Source organism: Bradyrhizobium sp. LeoA1Lang (genome assembly GCF_055413685.1).
The window spans coordinates 20,231-38,667 of the sequence record NZ_JBVAPG010000004.1; the positions used below are offsets into that span (position 1 = coordinate 20,231).

General features: G+C 63.1%; 8 protein-coding genes. All 8 read right to left on the bottom strand.

Annotated elements, in window-relative coordinates; translation table 11 throughout:
- Window positions 1–82: 82 nt before the first annotated feature.
- The 8 genes from ACZYOF_RS02295 to ACZYOF_RS02330 all read right to left on the bottom strand — a co-directional run bounded on the left by ACZYOF_RS02295 (window position 83) and on the right by ACZYOF_RS02330 (window position 18,234).
- Window positions 83–12,187, bottom strand: a complete 12,105-nt coding sequence (locus tag ACZYOF_RS02295; protein ID WP_463714663.1) for a filamentous haemagglutinin family protein — start codon at window positions 12,185–12,187, stop codon at window positions 83–85.
- Between the two features lie 157 nt (window positions 12,188–12,344).
- On the bottom strand, window positions 12,345–13,355 hold the full coding sequence (locus ACZYOF_RS02300; RefSeq protein ID WP_282527903.1) for a FecR family protein: 1,011 nt from the start codon (window positions 13,353–13,355) through the stop codon (window positions 12,345–12,347).
- Window positions 13,352–13,975 (bottom strand): RNA polymerase sigma factor, encoded by a 624-nt coding sequence (locus ACZYOF_RS02305; RefSeq protein ID WP_463714664.1) that lies wholly within the window; start codon window positions 13,973–13,975, stop codon window positions 13,352–13,354. The genes ACZYOF_RS02300 and ACZYOF_RS02305 overlap by 4 nt, the downstream gene beginning before the upstream one ends.
- Window positions 13,972–14,661 (bottom strand): STN domain-containing protein, encoded by a 690-nt coding sequence (locus ACZYOF_RS02310; protein WP_463714665.1) that lies wholly within the window; start codon window positions 14,659–14,661, stop codon window positions 13,972–13,974. Before ACZYOF_RS02310 ends, ACZYOF_RS02305 begins: the two co-directional genes overlap by 4 nt.
- Before the next feature lie 181 nt (window positions 14,662–14,842).
- Window positions 14,843–15,547 carry an ABC transporter ATP-binding protein gene (locus tag ACZYOF_RS02315; RefSeq protein WP_463714666.1) on the bottom strand — a complete coding sequence of 235 codons (705 nt, stop codon included), beginning with the start codon at window positions 15,545–15,547 and terminating at the stop codon, window positions 14,843–14,845.
- Window positions 15,540–16,322, bottom strand: coding sequence for an ABC transporter ATP-binding protein (locus ACZYOF_RS02320; RefSeq protein ID WP_463714667.1), 783 nt, complete (start codon window positions 16,320–16,322; stop codon window positions 15,540–15,542). The genes ACZYOF_RS02315 and ACZYOF_RS02320 overlap by 8 nt, the downstream gene beginning before the upstream one ends.
- Entirely contained in the window at window positions 16,322–17,365 is a 1,044-nt protein-coding gene (locus tag ACZYOF_RS02325; RefSeq protein ID WP_463714668.1) for a branched-chain amino acid ABC transporter permease, read from the bottom strand. The genes ACZYOF_RS02320 and ACZYOF_RS02325 overlap by 1 nt, the downstream gene beginning before the upstream one ends.
- Window positions 17,362–18,234, bottom strand: coding sequence for a branched-chain amino acid ABC transporter permease (locus ACZYOF_RS02330; protein WP_463714669.1), 873 nt, complete (start codon window positions 18,232–18,234; stop codon window positions 17,362–17,364). Before ACZYOF_RS02330 ends, ACZYOF_RS02325 begins: the two co-directional genes overlap by 4 nt.
- Window positions 18,235–18,437 lie beyond the last annotated feature (203 nt).

An 18,437-nucleotide genomic window follows, 5' to 3' on the forward strand; every position in this document is an offset into this window, starting at 1 on the left:
CTAGAGCAACTGCGGGTCCGCCCAGCCCATCATGGACAAACTTGAGCGTGAAGAAGGCCTGGGCAACGGCAACAATTGCGGATCAATGAGCCGTTTCCGTCTTTTCGCCCGTCAGCAACTTTTTCTGCTCGTCAGTAAGTTCGCCGCTGCCAACGATCTGGAACATGCTGTTGGGGTCGTAACGCGTCTGGTTCTCGCTCCGTCGGTCACGCGTATCACCTCGGTCGGTATCTTCAGGCATCGATTTGTCGCCGCCGCCATAGCCCAAGAACTCGACGATAATGATCGAAGGACGATCATTGTTGCTGGGCGCGGTCGGCTGAACCTGTTGCGTCGCTGCCGTCATGTTATTGCTGGAGGCCAATGCCGCGACCGGCGGCGCCTGCACCGTGGGAACGCCGGTGACATTGCCCTGGGCCTGGATGTTCGCGGCGTTGAGGATCTGCAGCGCCGCCAGGTTGACGTTGCCCGAGGAACGGATGCCCGCCTCGCCCGCATCGATGATGCCGAGCGGCGCGATCAGGTCGACGTCGCCGGGCGGCATTCCGGGGATCTGCTTGAGAGTCGCGATGCCTGCGCCCGTTGAGGGCGCCTGCGGCGAGAGGCTGATATTGCCATAGTTGTCGTAGACGAGGCGCGGCGGGGTGAAGATCACCGTGGTTTTCGATCCACGGCCGGCGTTGATGTCACCTTCGGCGGACCATGCGAGAATATTGCCACCGAACGTCGTCATGATGCGCGACAGGCCGAGCAGGATGCTCCCCTTCGAATAGATCTGGATGTCGCCTTTGCCCTGGGTGATCAGACCCGCATCGGCTCCCGGCGCCAGCCCTTCGGTGCCGATGGTGACCAGGCCGCCCGGCGCCAGGAACTGGATGTCGCCGCCGCGATCGGTGTGCACATAACCGCTGTTGACCTTGTAACTCGCTCCCGCGCCGGAGGCTGCGGTGAACAACCTGATGTCGCCGCGATAGGCGTCCTCCGCGGGGAATAGTGCCGCGATGGCGTTGCGTCCGCGGAGATACGAACCGTGCCGCGAACCCGCCTGATCGTTATATTCACGACCGCCGGCCGTCAGTTCGGCGTAGTAGACCTGCCGCAGGAAGACCCGCTGCTGCTCGCCCGGCAGAGCCAGGAAAAAGCCCAGCGCATCCTGCGACGTTCCGGCATAGCCGAAGCGGTCCTTGAGCCACTGATAAAGTTCCTGGTCGTAGGTCTTGGCGACCTTGCCGGGCTGATTGGCGAGCGGGCCTGGACCAACGAGATTGGCCGGGTCGAGATAGAGCTTGGCAAAGCCCCTCCAATCCACCTGGCCAGCGCCCGGCGCGCCCTCCCCGACTCCGGCCTGCAGCACGACGCTGGCGCCCAGGCGGTTATCGCCCGTCATCAACGGACCGATGCTCTCAATGTTTCCCGTCGATCCGAAATAGATGTTCTTGCCCGCCGTCACTTCGAGCGTGCCGGGTCCTGCAACATCAAGGCTGGGATAAATGACGCTGCCTTGTGCGACGATCATCGAAACGGCGGTCGGATCGTTCTGTAAGATCAGTCCGTTTACACTGACAATGTCGCCGCCAGCGAAGATCCGCACCGGCTTCGCCGCGCGGTAATTGTCCGTTGTCACGGTGCTGCCGTTGATAAACTGGCTGCTGGTAAAGATCTCGCCATAGCGAATACCGAGAACATCGCCGTCGACGGCATAGATACGCGATAGCGGGCCACCGAGTGCACTGGCATCGGTAACGGTGTTCGGTCCGAACACGAATGGATAGCCACCTGGTCCATCATAGGCGTGCCCTTGCGAATTATAGTCGTACCGGTACGCGCGCCAGCCTCCGGGGGCGTCGACCGGCGAGTTGGGATCACCCCAATAATTCGAATCGACAAGGGCCCACTGATTGGTCCCCTGGAGCAGCGCCCAGCCAGGATTGAACGGCGTGGCAAGAGATGACAACGAGGTCGAGAGCGGGCCGAAGCCGAGCGTGTCCCCGCCGAGGCCGACCTGAATGACCGATCCTCGCGCCAGCAACTCAACCTGCCCGGACGGCGACGGCAACATCTCGTTGCCGCCGTTGAGATAGATGCTTCCGTTCGCCGCAGTGGCCCGCAGGATCGATGGCAGGAAAAGCGTCTTGGATTGCGGTACCAATCCGCCGGTATCGGATAGCGGCGACACGTCGCCGCCTGCCGCAAACAGATCGACCGCCGTCCGTGCCGTCCAGAGCGTGAACCAGGCGACGCCCTGACCGGCCCCGACTGACGTGCTGGCATCCGTCTGCTGATTAACGCCGGCGCGGCCGGGATCGATGATGTCGCCGACGGAGAGATCACCGCGGACGCGAATGTCGACGGCACCATCCCCCGGTGCGAACGATCCGCCCGAGACCTTGATCATTGCGTAAGGCACGAGCAAATTGAGCGGCCGCGGATCATCAAGAGAGTAGCCGAAATTTGTTGCATTCAGGCTGCCGAAATTGCCGGCCGTGACGCCAATGTCGCCGCGCAGATCAACAAACTGGTTGCCGCCGCCACCGATGCGATTGCCCGCCCTCACCGACAGCGTACCGCCGCCGGTCTGAACAAGACGACCATCGATGACACGTCCGCTGCCGCCGACGGCAACGACAACACCCCGGCCGGCATTACCGATGTCGCCCCCCGCCCGCAGCGTGACATTGCCGCCGCCCAGTGCCCCCATGCCCGAGAAGCCCGACAGCTTTAGCAACGATTTCGAACTCTCGAGGTCCGCGGTATAGCTGCCAAAGTTGGTACCCCAGGCTGTCGCCTGGCCAAGTCCGGCGCCGCCCTGCCGCCAGAGCCAGTCGCCCACCACGGCCGACTCCTTCGTCTGATTTCCGCTGATATCGCCTTGCGCCGTCAGCAGGAAATCACCGCCGTGCTCGGTATAATACATGAATTGCGAGTTGAGCGTGGCCTCATAGGCCGAATTGGCCGCACCAAGCACGGTCCCATCAGGCATGCGTCCGCGGGCGGCGTTGAATGGATCATTGGCCGGCGTTCCTGTTTCGGCGACCGCGGTGCCAGCCGTGTAGACGCCGAACGGCGAACTTTGCGTGTAGTTGCCACCAGCGAGGATTTCGAGATCACCCGTACCGGTGCGCACGACGCTGAAGCCGGCACTTGGGCTTCCGGTGCCCTGCAGGTTCACGGTGAAGGGATCGGAGAGCACGACATTGCCCGCGCCTGCAAGGCTTGACGACGTCTGCAATATCCGGCCGTCGGCGCTACCAAGATCGGCACCACCGACAAGCCGCATCGACCAGGATTGCGTGCCGGACGCCAGCATCGGCGACGTCGCCCACACCTTCCGATCGCCTGCTGCGGTCAAGCTGACGACAACCGTTCCAACCGGCAACACCGTACCCGCCGGCATTACTGTATCCTGCGTGAAAGTATAGCCGCCGAAAATACTCAGATCGGCGCCCGGCGGAAGAGTGCCGTTAACGAACCAGGGGAAGCTTGTGTTCACCAATATCCTATTGAAGTAGACTCCAGCGGAGACCTTGGTGCCGATAGGCCATGTCGTCGCCGGGATAGTATCGCCGGCCTTATACATCACGGTCCCGTCCGGATTGTAGATTGTGCCCGCCATAAGCTTCCTGCCCGGGAGGGGGTCGAACTCCGCCGTCAAAACGAGATCGACGGGAACTGGATTCGACAATAGCGGGGTATCGTCGACCTCGGTGCCGGCGAGCGGCAGAGCCATGTTGATCCTACCGGTGTTCGGAAGACTGGATCCGCGTGTCAAGATTGCGCCGCTATCCGTCACGGTATAGGTGTCCGTGAGCGTGCCCGGGGCAAGCAGCGTGGTGAGTGCATCCGGCGAGTCCGGCGGCAGCGCGAAGCCGTCGTTGATGCTGCCGTTGATGTTGAGATTGCCCCCGGCGCGAACGACGAGTTTGCCCGGTTGGCCTGAGCCGCGAACCGACGTCACGTTCGGCCCATAACGGTAACCGGACAGATCGATGTCGCCTGACGTGGACAGATTACCGTTCGGGGTCTTGCTCTGGATTTCGACGCCGGGCCGGACATGGAATCCGGAGTTGTATTTGGCATCGAGCAGCCCGGCGATCTTGGTCTTCAGCTCATCGGTCAGCTGACCGCCGGCGACGTTGCCGCCATAGATGTTACTGATGAAGGTTTTGCTGTCCTGGTTGACGAGATCGAGCCAATCCTGATCGATGATCTGGCCACTGGCATCGTTCGGATCGACTGGCGCATTCTTGTAAGTCGCAAACCCGTTCAGCGCGATGCTCGAGGCGCCCACGATGTTGAGCGGTCCCGTCGCGGAAACAGCGATGCTGTCGCCTGTGGCGTTGGCCGGTCCGTCGCTACCCGTTGCGCTGGTACCGGAGGCCGTTCCGATCCGGGGCGCGTTGAGTTCGAGATGACCATAGGCAATCGGGTTGCCTGATCCGTCAGCATTTGCAGGATCAGTGACGCGCATGTCGATGGTGGCGCCCGGCGACAATGTCAACGTGCCATTCTTTGTCGTGAGTTCAACGTGCGCCGTGTTGTTCGCCTCGATCGGAGCACCGTAGCTGTCGGTCTGCAGAACGGTGCTGTGGGTATCCAAGACGGCCGAGGATGCAAGTGTGACATCGTCCCGCGCCGCAAGACGGATATTGCCGGGCTTGGCGCCGCTGGCATCGATGGTGCCATTGACCGTCAGGCTGCCGCCATCCACGGAGATGGTTACGTTGTGTGCCCTCACCTCGTTTCCGACAACGAGGTTGCCCTGCTTGATGTTGAAGGTGCGCGCGCCAAAGAAGCCGGAGTCGTTCAGCTTCAGGTTCAGTGCCGCGAAGTCGCCGAGATTTTGCGCCGCGATGCTGATCTGGCCGTCATTGTAGCCGCCGGTCGCAGCCCCCTTCAGCGTGCCACCGAGTTGCACGAGACCGTGCGCCACGTCAGTGGCGGTGGCCATAATGGTCCCGGCGTCGTTGTTCGCCGCCGTCACATCAATGCTCGAACCGGCGGCCTGCGCGATGTTGCCATGGGCGCTTTGCAGTATCAGATCGCCGCCCCAGCTATATTTGGTGGCGTCGTAGAAGGTGGTGCTGCGCCCGGAAAGGTCGATCACCGCGTTGGCGCCGAGATCGATGTTGTTCGTTGCGCTCAACGTCAGCTTGCCGCTTGGCAAAGCAACCCCGGTGTCAAGGAATATGGTGTCACCGCTGATGGAGACCGTGCCGCCAAGATCCGCGATTGCGCCGGTCGCGGCCGCACCACCCGCAGGCGCGACAACGCGAACCACGCCACCAGCGTTATAGGCCATCGTTGCGGCGCCTGTCGCAGTCAACAGTGGCGTCGTGAGAGTAAGGTTGCCGCCCTGCAGATTGCCGGAACCATCCTTTGACAGCCCGACCTTTAGCGAGCCGTCGCTATTGGCGGAGATCCTGTCACTGGCCGAGACATTGACGTTGGCAAATCCGAGCGCGAGGCGTTCGAGCGTCGCGCCATCGGTGATCCGGCTGTTGGCGTCGTAGCCGAAGACGATGTCCTTGGCGGCGATGTTGAGCGTTCCGCTGCCCGTCCCCGGGCCGCCCGGCACAACCGCTGCCGGCGCCTTGCTCCCATAGGGCACGCCGCCCGTGTCGGGTAGGCCGTTGCCGGTCCGGATGCCGTTCCAGATCAGGGTATCTGCGGTGATGCTCGCAGTGTCGCCAGCGTTCCCGAGGCCGTAGATCGCCGGCGTGTTGATGACGAACTGCACCTCCTTGCTGCCAGCGGACTGACCGCGCGCGTCGAGCGCAACGCTGCCGATGAGGTTGAAGGAGCCCCCAACCGTCAACGTGAGCTGCTCAAGCGCCGGGACGCCCGCGGTTGTCGAAGGATGCAGCAGCTTGTCGAGTGCGGCCTGCGTCAAATTCCAGCCTGACGGCAATTGACCCGCGGCCTGTGCCGCGGCGAGCGCCGCGTCGGTACCCGCATTGATTACATCCTGCGTCACGGTCAGATAACGCGCACCGAAATTGACGTTGCCCATCGTGAGCGAACCAGGAGCGGCGAGCACGATGCTGCCATCGGTAAGCAGCGTGGCGCCGCTGTCGATGTTGATCGAACCCGCTCCGACCACGGGCAGGAAATTGAACGTGCCGTTTGCGACGGCCAGGACCGCCGGCGCACTCGCAAACAAGGACGAGTTGGCCTCTGACGTTACGTTGCCAAACATGTAACCCAGGCTCGAATCAAGCCCGCGCGCACCGAGGCCGCGGGTGTCGATCGTGGCACCGCTTGCGACATCGATGTTCTTGCCGACGAGGAACACCTGGCCAGCGCGCACGGCGGCGCCATCGAGAATGTTCACAGAGGACTCACTCGAAAAGTAGATGCGTCCGCCGGTGCCCCTCGTCGTATCGTTGTAGTAGGTGCTGTAACCGCCGATCAGCAAGGTGTCGGCATTGAAGGCATTGATAGCATCGCTCGAGATCGACGTATGGCCGGCGATCGGCGCCGCGCCGGGCGCGGTGATGTCGATCTGCCCTCCATATACCGTGGAAGAGACGAACAGACTGCCGGAGATACCGTCGCCGATGCCGCCGAACAAGGTGGTGCCCTGGAACGAGAGCGATTTTCCGCTGCCCGAAGATGCGTTAAGCATCAGCTCCAGCACCTTGCCGTCTTCCGGCAGACGCGGCCGGACGGCACCGAAGGTCGCGGCCTGGCTGCGCGCGAACTCGCTGTAGCTCATCTCATTGTATTGAGAATAGCTTCGCACCGTTCGACCAGATGTCAGGATCAGTTGCGTCGGCAACGCATCCCGAATGCCCGCGTTGGCGACGCCGAGATAGCCTGACGTCACGATCGAGCCGTTGGCCATGCTGACCGGCGAGACGACCGTATTGCTCGTCGCTCCGAGCTCGACACGGAACGCACCGGGCAACAGCGCATAGCTTGACGGCATGAGCGTGTACGTCCCGGCCGGCAGCCCCGCCACGCCGCCGGGGATCGTGACCTGCTGGCCGATCGCCGGATCGCCGGCGCCCTTGGTCGCGATCACAGGCGCGTAGGCCGACGCGTAGCCCGGCACGATGGCATAGACCTTCGCGTTTGCCGAACTGTAGCTGTTCACCGGATTGGCGTTGACGAGCGCCGTCCTCAACACGTCGACCGAGCCGCCGCGGCCGCTGATGAAGCCGGCCCCCGTCAGGTTGCCACCGCCCGAGAGATCGAGGATCGCGCCCTTCTCACCCACGATCGACGTGGCCAGCACCGAGATGCCGGTCGTGATGATGACGTTGCCGTTCACGCTTTTCTGGAGGCCAAGGTCAACCAGCGTGCCGTCCGCACCTTGGTAGGCAATACCATCCGAGGTGCCGCCAAACGGCAACGTCAGCCCGTTCGCGCTGGCCGACGTGATGCTGCCGGCGCGGAAAATCACCGTCGCGGGCGGCACGTTGGCGTTCAGGCCGTAATTGTTGTTCAGCAACACCGCCCCCAGCGGCGCACGCACGACGCCGCCCTGATCGATCGTGGCTGCGACGAATGCAAGTTTTCCGAAAACGGTGGGAGGAACATCCGGCACTGGCCCGCCATTGCCGCGAATCGTCAGCACGGTATCGAGATCAGTCGTTATGCTGTCATTCGGCCCCAAGACCTGGCCAACCGTCACGGTCGCGGTCGCGTTGCTCAGCGGATAGAGCTGTGAAGCCTGGATCGTCAGATCGCCGGGCGTGACAACGTTGCCGGAGCCAAAGCGCACATCGCCGGTGCTCTGCAGCGTGACGTGCTTGAAGCCGGGCGCATCCACGGGAAGAATTGGAGCCAATACGCCGCTGTTTGGATCCGGAACGCTGATGTAGCCCATACCGTGCAGCCCGTGCACACCGAAACGAACATCGGCAGAAATGTCGATCAGGCTGGCCGAGACCGTGAATGTCGAGTCCGCAGCCGTGTTCATGCTCGGACCTGAGACGTTGAGCGCAGGATCATAGCCCGCGAATGAACCGTGATCGAAGCCGTGCCAGCCGGTCAGGTTTACATAGGGCGCCGTCAGGTTGACGGTGATATGCTGGGCATCGACGGCCGCGCTCAGAATGCCGCCGGTCAGCGCAATGCTGCGATTCATCGCAAGATCGACATTGCCGTTGAACACGAACAGGTCGCGCGTGAACAAAGACAGCGAATCAAAGCCGCCGGCGTGAATCTGATCGACACTGATGGCAGCCTCGCCGACCTTGAGCGTCGGGTCGGCCTCGCCCGGCGCGAGATTGGACCCAAGTCCGCTCGGCCGCTGATGCTGCGTGATCGTGAGATTGCGCATCGTCTGCATGTCGGCCGGTATGTCGCCAATCCCATAAGGATTGGTCGGACTGGGGGGCGCCGCATAATATAGCGGGCTGATCGCGGCGAGCAGGAGCGTGCCGCCCGAGGCGCCGGCGCCGCCGGCCGTGGCGCGCAGCGTCCCGTCGATGTACATGCCGAGCCCCGAATAGAGGGCGATGGTGCCGCCATCGCTTGCCACCTGCGCCCGCTGCAGGCCGCTGCCGGACGAGATATCGAGCAACGCAGAGGTCCCGGACGCATCGAGCACAGCGCCCGGGCGGATGACTACGAAAGCACTGCTTGGAATCAGATACCCGTACTTGTCCGTCGCGCCAGTGCCGCCGAGCGCAATCGAACCGCCGTCCGGCACGATCCCATAAATCATGCCGCTCGCGCCCGTCCCTGTCACCGCACGCGCCGAAACGTCGAGCGTGGCGTCATCGCCGATCCAGATCGACCGCGTCCGCGTGTAGATGCCGTTGCCCTGGTTGTATCGGATGTCACCCAGCTGGTCCTGCAGGCTGGTGATCAGGATTTTCCCGCCGTGCGCCGTGATGTTGCCATCGATCGTGGTCTGACGATTGGCGTAGATCGTCGCGGCATGCCCGGGACCGACCAAGATCGAAGATCCCGGCCGCATGTCGAAATCGTACAGGCTCGTCAGCGTCAGATCCGCGCCGAGACGCTGGGTCAGTTTGCCTGCGACGGGATCGTCAAGATAAGTCGGTGGCAACCAGGTCTCCGCGGCGGCTGCCGTCGCGGTCCCGGTCGGTGCACTGTAGCTCGCCGACGTGAAACGATAGACCGGCACCCCGGGCGCAACGTTGGTGCCGTCAGTGATGGTCATGCCCGACGTGCTGCGGATGTCGTAACGGGTGAAGCCTGACTGGAACAGTGCCGGCGCCAGCACCAGCTGTGCACCAGATCCCGATGCCGCCTGACCGATGACGACGGACTGTCCCGCATCGATGGTGAGCGTGCCGCCGCCATTGAAACCATAGCCGCGGATCGTGCCATCGAGCACGAGCGGCGCAGACAGATCGGCGCCGGAGAATTCCGAGTCCGCAAAATGCGAATAGTCGTTGGTCAGCAGGCTGACATCGCCGCCCTTTCCTCCCTGCGTCTTGCCGTTGGCAAGAATGGCGCCGCCGGAGGAGACGTCAACGACGGAGTTCGACCGGAGCGTGATCGCACGGGTGGTCGAAATCGTCAGATCGCCTCCGTCGAGATAACCGAGCCGCGAATTGTCGTCAGCGCCGTTCAAGGCATTGGTCCAAAGGCCGCTCAGGTCGACCGTCGCGTTGATCACGACGTTGGCCTTGTCGTTGGCATCATTCAGCGCCCACCAGATCACGCTCCCGCCCGACACCGGCAATGCGTGCATGATGTTGCCGAGCGACACGCTGCCGCCATGGGCGGTGACATCCGCGTTGAGTTCGACGAGAGGCGCCTGCAGATTGACCTGGCCGCCATTGGCGAGCGTCAGCGGTGCATCGATCGAGATGCTCTTGCCGCTGACGGCGCTGAGGCCGCCAAGGCCGGCCTTGCTGAGCAGGCCGGCATCAAGATAGACGGTGTTGCTGCGGTCGGAGGGCAGCGCATCTCTCGGGCGGAGGCCGGCAGTGATACCAGTGACGTCGCCGACGACGATGGCGCTGTCGTAGACGCCGGTCAGCCCCTGGCCGGTGTATTGGCCGATGCCCAATTGCCCCGCCAGCGCCGCCTGGTTTTGTCCGATTTTGTAACCGTCGGTGGCCCCGGCCGGCCGCGCGCTGTTCTGGCGCTCGCCGGTGATGACCTGGGCGACGATATCGCCTTCGAACACCGAGGTCGGTGTGGAGAGGATCAGTTGGCCGGCGTCGCGGCCGATCGTGTAGCCCTCTTCCCAGCGAACGCGCTCGCGGCCACTCCCGAACGGACTGGTCCAGACTTCGGTGACGTTCCAGCGCTCATGCTTGCGAATGAAGCCCTCTCCAACGCCGTAGAAAGTCATGTCGGCGCGGGCATCGTTGACGCCGTGGAGCCGGCCGTCGCTGCCGAGCAGCATCGTCTCTCTGACGTAGCCGGCCTCGTACTGGACCGAGCCGCCGGAGATGTTGAAGGTCGATCCCTTCTGCGCAACCACTTCGGGTGCGGCCAGCGTGATGGAGCCGCCGATCGCGGTCCATTCGCCAATCTTGTGCGCGGTGGTGTTGAGATAGCCGGAGACCTCGAGCAGGCCACCCGCGGTGTAGTAGCGGTCGGTGGCGTATCCGCCGGTTCCCGCCGGCACCAGGATCAAATCGCGCGCGTCGATCCAGACGTCCTGGCTGATGAGCGCGCCGCTGTCGCGGTTCTGCGGCGAATCGCGCAGCTCGTTGCCCTGGATGTTGACCTTGATGACGTTGGCGGAGACCGGCAGCACGACGCCCTGGGTGCCGGAGACGTCGATGGTCGCGCCAGTCTCGGCGAACACGCGCTTGCCGGCGCTGACGGCGACGTCGCCGCCTTGCCCGAGCGTGAGCGAGTTGTTCTGGAAGTTGACGGTGCCACCGCTGACGATCTCGACGCGCGAGCGGTCCTTGCGATCGGCCAATGGCGAGAGATTGTCGAACTGGCCGATCGCCAGCGGGTTGCCGCCGGACGCCGCGATCAGAGCGTCGCGCTGCGAATTCAGCGCGGTGTCGCTGGAATCGAGCTCGGGCAGAATCGCGGTGACGGCGTTGGCGGTCAGCGTGACATTGCCGCTGGCGTCGCTGGCCGAATTCAGCAGATGGATGGTGCCGCGCTGGTTGACCGAAGTGGTCGACAGCAGGAGTCCGTCCTGCAGGAGGTTGCGTCCGGCCATGGTGATGTCGCCCTGCTTGGCGAAGACGAGGCCGGTGTTGGTGACGCGGCCGCTGGCGCTCCCGGCATCGATGACGGGAGAGATTTCGAGGCCGCGGGTCGTGGAATTCTGGTTGGCGTCGGTGCCGTAGCCCTTGCGCAGGATGAAGTCGTCGCCCGCCGCGAACACGGCCTGCCCCTTCGGGGTGGTGATGGAGCCGGCGTTTTGCACTTCCGTTCCCATCAGCAGCACGAATCCGCCGCCTGACGTTACCGTGGCCGGCGCACTGGTGGTGATTTGCGCGCCGCTTTCGACCACGACCTTGCCGTCGGCGCCGGTGAAGCTCGGCACATAGAGGTTGTTGCTCTGGGCCGAGTAGATGCCGCTTGCCAGGAACTGCTGATCCGTGATCCTGGCGGTGGAGGCGATCAGCGCGCCGACATTGATCTGGCTGGCGCCGCCGAAGATGATGCCGCTCTGGTTGATGACATAGACCTGGCCGTCGGCCTTGATGTTGCCGAGGATCTGGCTCGGCCCGGTGTTGGCATCGACCCGGTTGAGCGCGACCCAGTTGGCGTTGCCGTGCTGGTCGAAGGTCAGCGTGGTCTGCGATCCGACATTGAAGGTCTTCCAGTTCAGGATCGCCTGCTGCCGGGTCTGGTCGATGTTGACGTTGGTCCGCCCGCCCGCGACCGATTGCGTCGGCGTGTTGGCGCCGCTCCATCCGGCGACCGGATCGGGCACCAGACCACCCGGCGTCAGCCCGTTCGGAACATTGATGTTCAGCCCCGCGGAATGCGGCACGCCCTGCGCCGCCGCGCGGGCAGCGTCCTGCAGGCTGCGGATCGCCTGCAACGCCTGCGTCGCGCGATTGAGCGATTGCTGGACCTGTTGCGCCGCTTGTGCCGCCTGTTGCGCATTGGCAAGTGCCGCATCGGTCGCAATCGTTGGTGCGGAGGTCGTCGCGTAATAGCCCAGCGGGCGGGCCTCGGCCGGAGCAGCATGGACCAGCAAGGCCAGCACGCTGATGCCCGCCAGAAGCGTTGCACGGTGGGCAGTCCAGCGGGGGGCATTCGAACGGAAAATGGGCACGACGGGTTCTCCAGCAACACCGGGAACGTGCCCATACTTGCGACCTCGCGGCGCGGCATAGACACGTCCCTACCGAGCTGACGTAGGCCCACGTCGAAAACCGCACGGGTTTTTTATGACAGTTTCATGTCACCGAACCGGTCACCACCGGCGGAGATCAGCTCAGCAAAACAAGTCCGCCCGGGAGCGATCGCACCTTCGCGCCAAAGGCTCGCGCGATCTGATCCAGAATTTCGTTGAGATTATCGATGCGAAAGCGACCGCTCACTGGCGACCGCCCGAGTTCTGAATTGACCACGACGATACGGCCAGGCCGATAGCGATTGACCTCTTCGACGACATCCGAAAGGGGCGTGGCGCGAAAGATCAGAACGCCGCGCTGCCATGCCGATATGATCTCCGGATCAACTGTCTCCAAACGCGCCGGCCCGTTGCTGTCATAACGAAGCTGCTGTCCCGGGATCACCGGCGTCGTTTCGCTGTCCCGCACGATGGCGAGGCTCCCCTGCATACAAGTGACGCAGACCAGCGGGGCCGTGCGGCCGTGCAGGTGCCGAATGTCGAACTGAGCTTCGGTGGCGGTGATCCAGCGGTCTGCCGCCAATACTGCGAGCGATCGTCCTTCGCGGGCAGTCGTTGAAAACAATGCTTGACCGCCGATCAGCTCGAGCCGTTCGTTATCGCTTTCGAGAGAACGAATGACAATACTGGTTTGGGTATTCATCCGTACCGACGTTTCCGCCGACAGCGATATATCGCGCTGCTCTCCTGTGCCGGTGCGATAATCAGCGCGCAATTCAGTAAGCGATGGCCATAAGTCCAACGGCGGACGGACCAAGGCATAGGCCGCCGCTGCTGCTGCACTCGCCAGCCCTGCCCCCAGCAGATATCGGCGGCTCAGTGATGCCGGCCGTTGCCTTTCTTCGATCTCCGCTGGTCCCGAAACGCGGCTCTGCCATCGCAAATTCCGTCCGGCAGGCTCGAGATCTCTCCAGAGACGACTTGCCGTTGCAAAGGCAGCCCCGTGGGCGGGGCTCCTGCTGCGCCAATCTCTCAAAGTTTCGGCATCGGCCACCGTCATTTGCCCGGAGGTCAGCCGCCGTACCCACGCGACCGCCTCCCGCTCAAGGGGATCCAATCCGAGATCGTGATCGCCGGCATCGGTCATCGCCGTTGTCTGCCCTCATCGGGCAGCGCTCGATCACCCGACTCCGTGCCGAGGTCATTGCCCTTCAGTGATAAGACGTTTTTCACAGGCTCAAGCCGCACTCTTATTTTTGAGCGTTGGCGCCGCCGGGCGATGCAGTATTCCTGCGCGAGTTGAAGTTCCTTTTCGACAAGACGCTGGGAAATGCCAAGACATCGTGCAATTTCCGCCCGCGGCATCTCATCCAGTCGGGCCATCAGCAGGATTTCGCGCCGACGCTGCGGCATTTCCTGCAAGATACTTATCAAGACCTGCCAGTCCGACTGCGCCTCTACCGCTTGGGCAGGATCCGGCGCATCATCGACAATCTGTAGCAATCCCTCGACCTCCGCAGCGCTGAGAAGGCGGTTGTCGGCATCCCGCATCCGATCCCGCGCGGCATTCATCGCGACGCCGAAGATGTAGTTGCCCGGATCGCGGATCGCGCCGAGCGCATTGGCGCGCTGCAGATTCAGCCATGCATCCTGCAAGGCATCCCCAGCCAAATCAGACGAGCCCAGCCGAACCGTTAATCGATACTTAAGATCATCATAGCGATCGAGCAGAAACTGTCGCACCAGCCCCAGAGACGATTGGGTCACGGCAGCACTCCGGCGTGACTGGAAGCCGGTTCGACGCAGGACATCGTCACGCCGGGTCCTTTTGGGATAATGACGACTGACACCGGCTGAGTCAGCTCTGCCGGCGGGCGGGCTCCGATCTTCAGACGCTGCAACGCCTGATCGATCCCCGCGTCGATGTCGGATACGCCGGTCGAATTGAGACGCTCATAGCGCGTGACACTTCCGGCACTATCAATCCAAAGACGCATTCCAATCCGATAGTTGCCTGGCCGGCCCGCCCCGGCACCACATAGCGCGTTATGCAAACTTACTTGAATTTTTCCATAGTAATCCGTCACTACGGGCTGTGGAAGGACTGTGTGCCCGACCGGAGCAGAAACCAACGTGAATGAGGTCGCTGTGATCTGTACGGCGGAGAGCTTGCTTCCGTCCAGCAACCTCGTCAACGCCGCATCGGGCGAAAGACGGCCTTGCACTGCCGCCACCCGCCGGCCGACCACGAGATTGCTATTATAAAGAATATTGCGACCAGTGATCTCGGCATACTGTTCCAAGGCCGCCGGCAGCGGTTGCGCCGGGATATTGAAATCCAGAAGAACCTCTTCGGCGAAGGCGGCGTGTGCCGAGAGGGCAATACCGAGGACAAAAATCAATATGCGGCTTAGGCACATACACCAGCTTTGCGCTGAAACTTGCGCATACAATTGGTTGCCCTCAACGATTCAAGCGACGGTCATAGCGGCGGCGCGGACCTTAAGTCGCCCATATTGCACCCACATGTCAGGATAGATACTGACGTTATTGCCGCCGATGCCAGGTGCAGACGAAGGTCTTTTCGATCAGCCGGCTCACAGGACAGATCGCCGTCCGAGCGACCGCGGCGGATCAGCCACCCAGATAGGCCTTTCGCACATGCTCGTTCGCGATCAGCTCCGCGCCGACGCCAGACAGCACGATGCGACCGCTCTCGATGAGGTAAGCCTGATCGCACATCTCAAGCGCAGCGAAGGCGTTTTGCTCCACCAGTAAAACGGTCGTGCCAGCATCGCGGATGCCGCGAATGATGGCAAACGTTCGCTCGACAATATTCGGCGCGAGCCCAAGCGACGGCTCGTCAAACATGACGAGGCGAGGCCGCGACATCAGCGCCCTGCCGATCGCCAGCATCTGTTGCTCGCCGCCCGACAGGGTACCGGCCGCTTGCCGCTTCCGCTCCGCAAGACGCGGAAACTCAGTGAAGATGCGGTCGCGGTCCGCGGCGATCCCGCCCGCGTCGTTGCGCAGATAGGCGCCCATGTCAAGATTTTCCTCGACAGTCATGTGCGGAAACACGCGCCTCCCCTCCGGGCAATGCGCGATCCCGCTCGCCAGCACGCGCGGCGGTCGCGCCGCGGTGATATCCTTGCCGTCAAAGAACATCTGTCCGGAACGCAGCGGTACCAATCCGGAAATCGCGCGCAGCGTCGTGCTCTTGCCGGCGCCATTGGCGCCGATCAGAGCGACGAGCTGCCCGGCCTTCACCTGCAGCGAAATGCCCCGCAGGGCAGTGACGCCGCCATAGCCGCAGACGATGTCGCGTATCTCAAGCACGCGCGGCTCCCTGCCCGAGATAGGCTTCGATGACGTCAGGATCGTTCCGGATCTCATCCGGCGGTCCTTCCGCGATGATCCGGCCGTAGTTCAACACCACGATCCGATCCGACACGCTCATCACCATCGGCATGTCATGCTCGACCAGAAGGATGGTAACGCCGCGGTCACGGATATTGCGGATGAGTTCGACGAACGCGTGGGTCTCCGACGCATTCATGCCGGAGACCGGCTCGTCGAGCAGCAGCATCGACGGCTCTGCGGCCAGCGCCAGCGCCACGCCGACAAGGCGCTGCTCGCCATAGGACAGCGAACCTGCGGGGTCGTGGGCGCGACGCTCGAGCCCGACCCATTCGACGAGTTCGGCGGCGCGCTCGCGCAGCCGGCGTTCCGACGCGCGTCCGCGCGGCAGGCCAAGAATCGCTTCGAACAGGCCAACCCGGCCCTGGCGGTGCAACCCGATCAGAAGATTGTCGTAAACCGTGTCGTTTGGGAAAACACTGGTCCGTTGAAAGGTGCGGATCAATCCGAGATCAGCGATCTGATGCGGCTTCAGTCCGTTAAGCGTGGTCCCGCGATAGCTCACCTTGCCGTGGGCGGGATCCAGAAAGCCGGTCACGACGTTGAACGCGGTCGTCTTGCCGGCGCCGTTCGGGCCGATCAGGCTGACGATCTCGCCCTCGCCTACCGTAAAGTTCATATCCGAGAGCGCGACGAGCCCGCCGAAGCGAACGGCGACCTGCTCAACGTCCAAGGCGATCGCACGCGAGGTCACTACGCAGGCTCCTTGGCACGTTCGGAGAAGGCAACCGGAGCAACCGTTGAGGCTTGGCGCTTCCGTTTCGCGAACCGCTGCGCCAATGAAGGTACGATGCCGCGCGGCAGTACGAAGAGGATCACGATCAGCACGCCGCCATAGGCGATCCATTGTGCTTCCGGCGCCATGATCGGACGCAGGACGACCGGCAGCAATCCGAAGATCAGGCCGCCGATGACCGGTCCGGCCAGTGAGCCCTTGCCGCCGCTGATGACCATGATCACCATCGTCACCGTGTTGATGAAGGCGAACACCTCGGGATCGATGATCCGGATGTAGTGCGCATAAAGGCTGCCGGCCGCGCCCGCGATAGCAGCCGAAATGACTGCGGCGAGCGTGAGCGTCTTCGTTACGTCGATCCCGACCGACACCGCCAGCGTTTCGTTTTCCATCAACCCGCGCATGGCGCGGCCAAAATGGGAGTGCACAAGCCGCGCGATCAGGAGATAGGCGACGACTGCGACTGCGAGCACGAGATAATAGTTCTGCAGCTTAGTGCGCAGCGTCAATTCACCGAGACCCGGCATGCCAATCGCGATCGACGGGATATTGGTCAACGCCAGCGGCCCCTGCGTCAGCTCGACCCAGTTCAGCGCTACCAGCCGCACGACCTCGGCAAAGGAAATCGTGACGATCACGAAATAGGCGCCGCGGACGCGGAAGGAAAGCAACCCGACGAAATAGCCGCACAATCCCGCGACCAGGATCGCCAGCGCAAGCCCCGCAATCGGCGGCCATGGTTCGTGACCCAGGCGGAAGCCGCCGGGCAGGCCGATATCGAAGCCGAGCGAGGTCAGCGCGCTGACATAGGCGCCGATGCCGAAGAAGGCGATGTGACCGAGGCTGAGCTGGCCGGTGAAACCGAGCAGGAGATTGAGGCTCATTGCAGCGATGATGAAGATGCCGGTCGTGATCAGCGCGTTCAGGAGATAAGGATCGCGCAGCCAGAGCGGCACGGATGCGAAGGCCGCGAGCGCGAGCATGGTGATCGCTGCCCTCATCCCACGCGCTCCGAACGCGCGAACAGACCGGTGGGCTTGAAGATCAGCACCGCGATGATGATCAGGAAGCCCATCGCGTCCCGATATCCCGACGATATGTAGCCGGCGCCGAGTTCCTCGGCCAACGCCAGGATGAAACCGCCGATCACCGCGCCGGTGATGTTGCCGAGCCCGCCGAGGATCACGATCGCGAACGCCTTGACCGCGGCAAGATCGCCCATCTGCGGAAAGATCACATAGACCGGGCCGAGCAGCGCGCCGGCCGCGGCGGCCAGGCTCGAGCCGATCGCAAAGGTCGAGGTATAGATGAGATCGACGTTGACCCCCATCAGCGACGCGGTGTCCTGGTCCTGGAACGTCGCGCGCATCGCGCAGCCGAGCTTGGTGCGGTTGATGAGCAGGTACGTCACCACGATCAGAAGCGCTGCGGCCGCCAGGACGAACAGCCGCAGCCAGGAGACGGAGACAGGCCCCAATACAAGCGGCGCCTCCGGAAACGGTGTCGCGACCGATTTCGCGACCCCGCCCCAGATCCACAGCGTCGTCGACTGCATCGCGATCCAGGCGCCGATCATCACCAGCATGGTGGTATCGATATCGGAGCCGCGCAGCGGCCGCAGCAAGGTCAGTTCAATCACCGCGCCCAGGAGCCAGCCCGCGACGACAGCGACGGGCAACGCGAGGAAGAAGTTCAACCCGAGCTGCTGCACCACGATGAACATGATGTAGGCGCCGAAGGTATAGAGCACGCCGTGCGTAAAGTTCACCACGTTCATGATGCCGAAGATCAAGGTCAGCCCGATCCCCAGCAGCGCGTAGGTGCCGCCGAGGACAAGCATGTTGATCAGATGTTGCAGAAACTCGCTCAAGGCGGCTCCGTGTTAGCGGGGGATGCGAGTTGGTTGAGTGGGTCTGTCCGCGAACTCGACCTCTCCCGCTTGCGGGAGAGGTCGGCGCACCCGGATCGGCGCTTCGCGCCGTCCGAGTACAGGCTCCGCGCCGGGTGAAGGCTCTCTCCACACGGCGACTCGCGGAGATACCCTCACCCCAGCCCTCTCCCGCACGCCGGAGA